6 protein-coding genes and 1 tRNA gene are annotated in these 8,547 nt (G+C 56.9%); all 7 read right to left on the bottom strand.

The genetic code is table 11. The features are described 5' to 3' along the window. Positions 1-107: 107 nt before the first annotated feature. Positions 108-626: an NlpC/P60 family protein gene (locus ENN40_06260; protein HDP94947.1), complete on the bottom strand. Its 519-nt coding sequence runs from the start codon at positions 624-626 to the stop codon at positions 108-110. Continuing rightward, positions 586-1,575 carry a 6-bladed beta-propeller gene (locus tag ENN40_06265; GenBank protein ID HDP94948.1) on the bottom strand — a complete coding sequence of 330 codons (990 nt, stop codon included), beginning with the start codon at positions 1,573-1,575 and terminating at the stop codon, positions 586-588. The genes ENN40_06260 and ENN40_06265 overlap by 41 nt, the downstream gene beginning before the upstream one ends. A 38-nt stretch (positions 1,576-1,613) precedes the next feature. Then, positions 1,614-1,695: transfer RNA gene (locus ENN40_06270), tRNA-Leu, on the bottom strand. Between the two features lie 107 nt (positions 1,696-1,802). Next, a complete protein-coding gene (locus tag ENN40_06275) occupies positions 1,803-3,911 on the bottom strand; it encodes an insulinase family protein (protein ID HDP94949.1) in 2,109 nt (702 codons plus the stop codon). Beyond that, a complete protein-coding gene (locus ENN40_06280; GenBank protein ID HDP94950.1) occupies positions 3,908-5,476 on the bottom strand; it encodes an insulinase family protein in 1,569 nt (522 codons plus the stop codon). The genes ENN40_06275 and ENN40_06280 overlap by 4 nt, the downstream gene beginning before the upstream one ends. Positions 5,477-5,551: 75 nt before the next feature. Beyond that, the gene (locus tag ENN40_06285; GenBank protein ID HDP94951.1) at positions 5,552-6,247 is read right to left on the bottom strand and encodes an ABC transporter ATP-binding protein; all 696 of its coding nucleotides are present in this window, start codon (positions 6,245-6,247) and stop codon (positions 5,552-5,554) included. A gap of 19 nt (positions 6,248-6,266) precedes the next feature. After that, positions 6,267-8,348: an elongation factor G gene (fusA, locus tag ENN40_06290; GenBank protein ID HDP94952.1), complete on the bottom strand. Its 2,082-nt coding sequence runs from the start codon at positions 8,346-8,348 to the stop codon at positions 6,267-6,269. Between the last annotated feature and the right edge of the window lie 199 nt (positions 8,349-8,547).

An 8,547-nucleotide genomic window follows, 5' to 3' on the forward strand; every position in this document is an offset into this window, starting at 1 on the left:
ATTTAATTCGTCGCCTCCTTAAATGCAACTTGGATAACGGGCGGCTGGCTAGGCTTTGCCCGTGGGGGATTTTAACCCCCTGAATCGCGCCAGCTTGCTTGGCGCACTCAAGAACCGTCCCCCTTGTTGTACCGATCGATGACATTGACCACCGCTTTCAGGCGGTGTTTCCACCAGTCGTTCATGCGTACGGTCTCTATGCGCCGATTTCGGCCCGGCGCATGAATGAAACGGTTTTTTTTCACCAGGATAGCGGTGTGCCAACCGGATTTTACGCGGAAGGCCAGCACGTCTCCCGGCCGGGCCTGTTTCCACCTGACCCTGCCCCGCATGCGTGCCTGCGCCTGGGCCGTGCGCGGGATTTCCAGGCCAAAACAGTGAAACACATAGTGAACCAGGCCTGAGCAGTCAAAACCGTCGATGTCAGTGCCACCGTAATGGTAAGGCAATCCTTCCAGGTAACGGGCCAGGGTGACGATTTTGTTTCGCAGCCCCGCCGGTGGCGGCGCGGTTGACGGCCGGGGGGATTCGCACCCGGCGGCGAGCGCCGCCAGTATCAGCGCGAGCACGAGCAGGCCCGAGCGCTTACAACGGCCAGGCGTGAAGCTCCCACTCCTCGTCATCATTCTCGATCAGTTGATACAACTTGCCGTCCACCACATTTGACGGAAAAGGTTGCAAAGGAGTACGAAACTTGAAGGGGATCATCTTGCGGCTGACCAGGGTGCCGTCCCGATTCAAGATAAACACTTCGTAGGCGTCCCCTTCACGCTTAAAGGTCATCACGTAAAGGATATCGCCGGAAGGGAAAATACTTGCCACGGCGGGCCAGTAATCCGGAAATACCGCCCGTTCCTTGAAAATATCAAAAAACTGCTTCTGCTGTGGATCGGTGCGTATCTCTTCCAAAACCGTGTCGCGGTCCTTTTCAGTGAACTTTACGCGGTCGTATTCCCGGTTAATGGAGGAGAGTTTCTCTCCCTCGCGGTCAAAGATATCAACGACAAACTCCTTGCCGATTGAGAGGAAAATCCGCTCGCCGTCGGTTTCGTAGGCCGTCTGTTCTTCAAGTACCCTGATCTTGTCTCCCTGCAGACCCGTGGGCATGCGGCCCAGCTCCTTGAGTTTCTTGCCCTCCGCGTCCAGTAGGTTTACGGTGATAAACGCTTTTCCCTCTTCGTTGGTGAAACCCCGGGCCACAAAACGATCCTTACCCAGAGGCAGCAGGTTCAGGCCCGTCTGAATGTTGACCCGCTTCTCTTCGATATACTCCCCCTCCAGCGTGTAATAGGTGATCTTCCCCATGCTGTTGACCAGCAAGCGGTCGTCCACTGTCCGCAAAATAAAAAAGCGGTTGAACTCCTTCGGGCCCTCGCCCTCTTTGCCGAATTGCTTGACCAGGGCATCGTCTGCGCGTGAATAAATATAGACCGTGGGGAACTCCCCGATGAAGACATGGTTTTTGCCCACAACCAACTGGCTCGGTTTCATTAAATCGGGGAAGACGGCCAGTTTTTCCGCATTCAGCCATGCGGCGGCGGCCAGGATCAGGCCGATTGCCAATGCTTTTTTCATCGATGGTCTCCTTGCCCTCCGTGGAATCGGCGGCAATGTGCGAAAGGGGGGACTCGAACCCCCACGCCCGAAGGCACCAGATCCTAAATCTGGCGCGTCTGCCGATTCCGCCACTTTCGCCTGTCGCATTGCGTATGCGCAGATTAGCACGGGACCGATATGGTGTCAATTACGGGCCCGTTCCCGGGGGCGTTGCGCGCCCCCGGGAACGGTTCCGGTTTGCTGCTTTATTCCAAATTAAAAAGCGACTCGTCTACCGCGTCGTTGACTTCCACTTTCTTTACCGTCACTTCGGCCACGGTTTTGTCTTTGACCTTGCTGACGGATTTGAACGCGAAAGGAATGCCGGAAACCTCGCGGAAATCGGAATTGATTTCGCGGGCTACGCCGGCGCTTCCCGGCATCTGGCTGACCTGTTCTTCGATCTCCAGGCGGCCGTTCTGCTGGTTGAAATACAGTTTGCGCCACCGGTCTTTGCCGTCCACCGGGGTGACATACACCACGTTGTAGGTAGTGCCTTCCACAGTGGCGGGTTCCAGGTATTGGAAATTGTAGGCATCAGCATGATTGGCCATGTGATACATGGAACCGAACCGGCCGGCCTCGACCTGCTCCTGCGGCAGCGGCTGGGTTTGCCCCATGCGACGCACGACACCCTTGTCTTTGTTGATCACCGTCTCCATCTTCATGCCCATAATGGTCATGGCGGTATAGCGCTGATCTGGGAAGCGGGTTACGGTTTCCAGCGTCACGTCAAAGGTTCCCTGGGGCACGGACATCTTCATATCCGCGACCGTTCGCAGGGTTTTCAAGCTACGGTAGCCTTTGTACACGGTGTCAAATGCCTGCTTGATCACGGCTGCGCCCCTGGCCAGTGATTCCGGCGTGGCCTCGGGGATGGTTTCCTCCATGGGCGGCGGCGGGATGGTGATGTCCACTTTTTTTACATCGCCCAGTTCGGAGAGCTTGCCGTCCATTTCGGCTTCCTTGCCCACAATGAGGATACGGAAGCGATCGGGATGCACGAATTCTTTGGCCACGGCCAGCACGTCAGCGGCGGTGACCTGTTTAATCGCGTCCATCATACGCTGCAGGTAACCTTCCGGAAGCCCGTAGAATTCGCGGCTCAATTCACGGTTGAGGATCCTGGCGGGGCTGCTGAACTGGAACACGAAGGAGTTAATGAAATAGTCTTTGGCTTCTTTTAATTCCCCGGAAGTCACCTCTTCCGCGCGGACCTTTTCCACCTCTTCCAGAATGGCGCGAATGGCCTTGATGGTGGACTCGGACTTGGTAAAGGTAAAGAAAGCGGTCTTGCCGGGATGGCGTTCCCCGGTTTCGATACCACCGCCCACGCCGTATGTCAGCCCCATTTTGGTCCGGACCCGGGAAAAAAGGCGTGAGCTCATTCCCTGGGAAAAGATGGCGTTGAACACCTTCTGGGCGGGTTCGGCTTCCAGGTCGCGGAGGGTACCCAGGTGGCCGATGTGAATGGTGCTCTGGTTGAGGTCGGACTTTTCCACCAGGAACACCCGCGCCTTGGTCGGATTGGGCTTGGCCTCCGGATACGCGGGTACTTCGGCCTTGTGGGTCCAGTCACCAAAATGGCGCTGGAAAACCGCCTGAACCTCTTCGGTGTCAACGGGGCCGGCCACGCCGGCCAGCATGTTGGCGGGAGCGAAAAATCGTTGATGGCAGGCCTCCAGGTCGGCACGCTTAATGGCGGCCAGGTGAGCGTATTCCAGCACCGGGGCAAAGGGGGAATCTTTCCCGTAAATCACGCGATCAAATTCCCGTGAGGCGATGCCGTTGGGCTCGTCGTTGCGCCGGGCGATGGATGATGACAGGCGTGTGCTCATCTCTTCGATCTTGTCCTTGGCGAAACGGGGCGAGCGCAACACCTGTGCCAGGGCGGACACCGCGGTGTCCAGGTCCTTGCGCAGGCAGGAAACGGTAACGGAAAAGTAGTCCCCGGCGGCCTGGACATCCAGGTTGATGCCCAGACGATCCAGGTAGAGATCAAGTTCATCACCGGTCCACTTTTTTGTGCCGCCGATGCGCATCAGTCCCGCGGTCATGGATGCCAGTCCCACTTTTTCCGCGGGGTCATAAACCGACCCACCCGCCACCAGAATGCGGATATCCACCAGGGGCAGCTTGTCCGTGCGCACCACGCGCAGGCGCAGTCCGTTTTCCAGTTCCGCCTTGTGGATGGGGGGGATATTGATCTGGTTGAGTTCGGGATAGTTTAATTTGTTGATGTCGGGTCCGGACGCCGCCGCCAGGTTCAAGGCGATCATTCCGGCCATGCATGCAATCATGATGAGGCGTTTCATTGCGACACCTCCTCTTGCGTCTCTTGGCGTTTTTCAATGCGGGCGATGGAGCGGTTGGAACGCACCAGGTACTTTTCCGCCAGGTTGCGGATATCCTCTGTGCTGACCGCGTCGATCTCCTGCATGGCCTCAAAGGCCTTGCGCCAGGATCCCTGCAGCACTTCAGACTGCAGCAGGCCCATCATGAAGTACAGGTCATTCTGCATCTGGCGCATAACCGTGACCTTCATGCGGGTCTTGGCGGAATCCAGTTCCTCGGCGGAGACCGGTTCTTTTGTCAGTTTCTCAATCTCTTCATCTATGGTGGTCAGCAATTCATCCGTGGTCTTGCCGCTGTTGGGCAGGGCGAAAACAAGGTAAAGCCCGGGATACTTGCTGCCCGGAAACCCGGCCATAGAACCCACGGCCAGGGCGGACTTTTCCTCCTTGACCATGCGCTGGTTGAGGCGGGAACTGCGTCCGGTGGTGAGGATGTAGTTGAGTACCTGAAAGCGGGTGAAATCGGCATGACGAACCGAGGGAATATGATAACCCATCACCAGCCAGGGCTGGCTTTCCTCAAAAATCGTAACGGTTTTTTCACCCAACTGGGGCTTCTCATCCGTAAACACCAGGGGATTGCGCTTGCCGGCGGGGATGCCGGAGAAGTATTTTTTTGCCATTTTGCGCAACTGCTTGGGTGTCACGTCTCCGGCCACGCCGATTACCATGTTGCCCGCGTGATAGTGGGTACGGAAATATTCCTGCACATCCCGGCGGGTGATGTGTTCAATATTGCTCATGGGGCCGATTACACCGACATGATAGGGATGGTCCTTGAACGCGAGGGCCTGGAGCTCCTCGATCAGCTTGCCCACGGGCTGGTTTTCCGTACGCACGCGGCGTTCTTCCATGATGACACCGCGCTCTTTGTAGAATTCGCGGAAGACCGGGTCGGTAAAGCGCGCGGACTCCAGGTAAGCCCACAACTCCAGGCGGTTGGAAGGCAGGCTGTAGAAGTACACCGTATAGTCTTTACTGGTGCCGGCGTTCAAGCCGACCACGCCGTTGCGGGTGAGGATGGAGGTGAATTCATTGCTTTTTACGTATTTGGCCCCCTCTTCCTTGAGCTTTTCCAGTTCAGCGTTGAGGGCCTCAAGCTTTTTCTCATCCGGGTCCAAGCTGTCTTTTTCAGTCCGGATACGGTCAAACAGGCGATCCATCTCGGCCATCAGGCGGCGTTCCGCCTCGATGTTCGTGGTTCCCACCTCACTGGTGCCCTTGAATGCCAGGTGTTCCAGGAAATGGGAAATTCCGAATATACCGATGCGTTCGTCACTGCCACCGGCATTGACGTAGGTAACGAAACTGGCAATGGGCACGGAATGATCTTCCAGCAGGATAAACTTCAGGCCGTTGTCCAGGGTGATCTCATGGATTCGGTCCTGAAACCGGCTTGGATCAAAATCCGCGGCCGCGAGCCAGGTGGTGGCCATCAGGATTAGGGCCACCCAGATGCTGCGTTTCATATTTTTCCTCCTTATCGTAAGCGCTGATGACCGCCAACTCAATGGGGAAATTTCCATGGTACACCCCGGATGATCTCCCCCCGCAGAAACGGGCCGGCCATTTTTATGTATACGCAGATTTGCACGCCAGGGTTATGGCCCCGGCAGCGCAGAGAGCAATCGTCCATGCTCCAGGTTAAAGACCACATCGGCCAGGCGGGCCTGCGCCTCGTTGTGAGTGACAACCACTGCAGTCCGCCCCGTGCGCGCCACCAGGTCGCGGAACAGGTTGAACACCCGGTGGCCGGTACGCCAGTCCAGGTTGCCCGTGGGCTCGTCTGCCAGGATCAGGTCCGGGTCGTTGATCAGGCTGCGGGCAATGGCGGCGCGCTGGCGTTCCCCGCCCGATAGTTGATGGGGCATCATGTCCGCCTTGTCCTCCAACCCCACCTCCTTCAGCCGCGACTGTGCCCGGGCAAAGGCCTCGCGGCGTTGAAAACGCGTAACCAGGCGGGGGAAAGCCACATTCTCCATAACCGTCAATTCCGGCATCAGGTAGTGAAACTGGAAAACAAAGCCCAGGCGCCGGTTGCGGAATTCCGCCAACTCGGCATTGGACAGCGAACCAAGGTCTCGGTCCCGGAAACATACACGGCCGCTGTCCGGGCTGTCCAGTCCGCCCAGCAGATGAAGGAGGGTGCTCTTGCCGCTACCGGAGGCCCCCGTCACGGCCACCATGGTACCCGCATCAACCGCCAGGTTCAGACCGCTGAGCACCACCAACTCGGAACGGTCCGGCAGGCGGAAACGCTTTTCCACCTCCCGGGCTTCCAGGATGCGCTCTGTCATGGACTGAGCCGCCCGGCGCCTATTCCTCTTCTTCCTTGACCCGACCTTCTTTTACGGCCTCGTCAATCACCTTTTTCTGCAACTGGTGAGGCAACGGGTCGTAGTGAGAGAACTCCATGAAATACGATCCGCGGCCACCGGTAATGGAGGTGAGTTGGGGATCAAAATCGAGCATTTCCGCCATGGGCGCCAGGGCCTTGACCACCATGTTCTTGCCTTTGGACTCCATTCCCTGGATCCTGCCGCGACGGCCGCTGAGGGCGCCGTTGATATCACCCATAAACTCTTCAGGCACGAAAACATCGACTTTCATGATCGGTTCGAGCAGAGTGGGTTTGGCCTCTTTCATAGCCATTTTGAATGCCATGGAAGCGGCGATTTTAAACGCCATGTCCGAGGAATCGACTTCATGATAACTGCCGTCGTAAAGATCAACTTTAAAGTCCACTACCGGGTACCCGGCCAACACACCCTTGACTCGGGCTTCCAAGATGCCTTTTTCCACGGCGGGAACGTAGTTCCTGGGGATGGATCCGCCGAAGATGGTTTCTTCAAACACAAAGTCCTTACCGCGGGGCAGGGGATCCATGCGGATCATGACGTGTCCGTATTGGCCCCGGCCACCGGACTGTTTCTTGTATTTCTTGTTTACATCGGCATGGCCCTGGATGGTTTCCAGGTAGGGAATCTTGGGCGGTTTCATGGTGACTTCGACACCGTAGCGCCGTTTCAGCTTGTTCACCACCAGTTCCACGTGCATCTGGCCGTTTCCGGATATAACCAGTTCTTTGGTCTGGGTATCGCGTTCGGAGCGTACCGTCGGGTCCTCTTCCTGGATGCGCTGCATGGCGTTGGAAATTTTGTTTTCATCATCCCGCGACTTGGGTTCAATGGCGAAAGATATTGAAGAGATGGGGAACTTGTATGCGGGGAACAGGGCTGTTTTGCCTTTGACGCCCAAGGTGTCGCCGGTCTGGGTTTCCTTTAGTTTGGCCACGGCCACGATGTCTCCGGCATAAACTTTGTCCACGCTCTCCGGATTTTTACCCTGGAGAAGAAAGATCGAACCCACCCGCTCATCCGCCTGCTTGGAAATGTTGTGGAAGGTGGAGTCCGATTTAAAGGTGCCGGCATACACACGCATGATGGTGATCTTGCCGGTAAAGGGATCAGAGATGGTTTTAAACACCTGGGCGGCGAGCGCAGCGTCCGCCACCGGCTTCACGCTGCCCTCCCCGGCCGCCACCTCTCCGGCATCCAGCGGCGACGGCGCGTATTTCCCGATGAAATCCACCACCTGGTGCACCCCGATATTGGCCACGGCGTCACTGCAAAGCACGGGAAAGATATCCCGCTTCAGGATTGCGCGCCGCAACCCTTCGGTCAACTCTTCATCTGACAGGTCACCCTCTTCGAAATACTTTTCCATGAGGGCTTCACTGTTTTCGGCAATCTTTTCAACCAACTCTTCGCGTTTGGATTGGGCGACATCCGCCAGGTCCGCAGGAATATCCACGACCTTGAAGGTACCTTTATCGGCATTTTCATACTGGAAGGCTTTCATGCTCAACAGGTCCACCACGCCGGTAAAATCCAGCCCCTTGCCCAGAGGCAGTTGTACGGCCACGGCGTTTTTGCCCCACGAGGCGGCGATCGAGTCCATGGCGGCGTCAAAATCAGCCAGCTCCTTTTTCATTTTGTTGACCACCAGGATCAGGGCCTTGCCCAATTCCTCCATGGTGTCGTACAGTTTTTCGGACTGGACTTCCACGCCTTCCAGGGCGTTGATCACCATCAATCCGCTCTCGACCGCCCGCAGGCTGAGGCGGGCTTCCCAGATAAAGTTCGAGAATCCGGGGGTATCGATGAGGTTGATTTTGACTTTATCCCGCATGGCGTAAGCCACTGCCGCCTGAACGGAGATCTTGCGTTCAGTTTCCTCTTCGTCGTAGTCGGTGACGGTATTGCCCTGGTCCACGTTGCCCAGCCGGGTCACCATACCCGTGTCAAAAAGGATGGCCGACGTCAGACTGGTCTTTCCCGCCTGGCCGTGACCCACTATGGCGATATTGCGCACGTCCATGCTTTGAACTTCTTTCATGCCGTTTCCTCCTTAGCGGCCGCAGCCGGAAATCCCGCGGGCGACCGCCACTGGACAGGTTCGATAACAAAAGATAATAGTAATGAAAGCCGCTGTAGATGTCAAGCCGGACGCGTCCGGAGTTGGAAAGTTGAAAGAAGGTGACAGGTATCAGGTGACAGGCAGACATGCGTACGGGCGGTTCGCGAACCGCCCGTAC

The organism is Candidatus Aminicenantes bacterium, from assembly GCA_011049425.1.
GTDB lineage: Bacteria > Acidobacteriota > Aminicenantia > UBA2199 > UBA2199 > UBA876.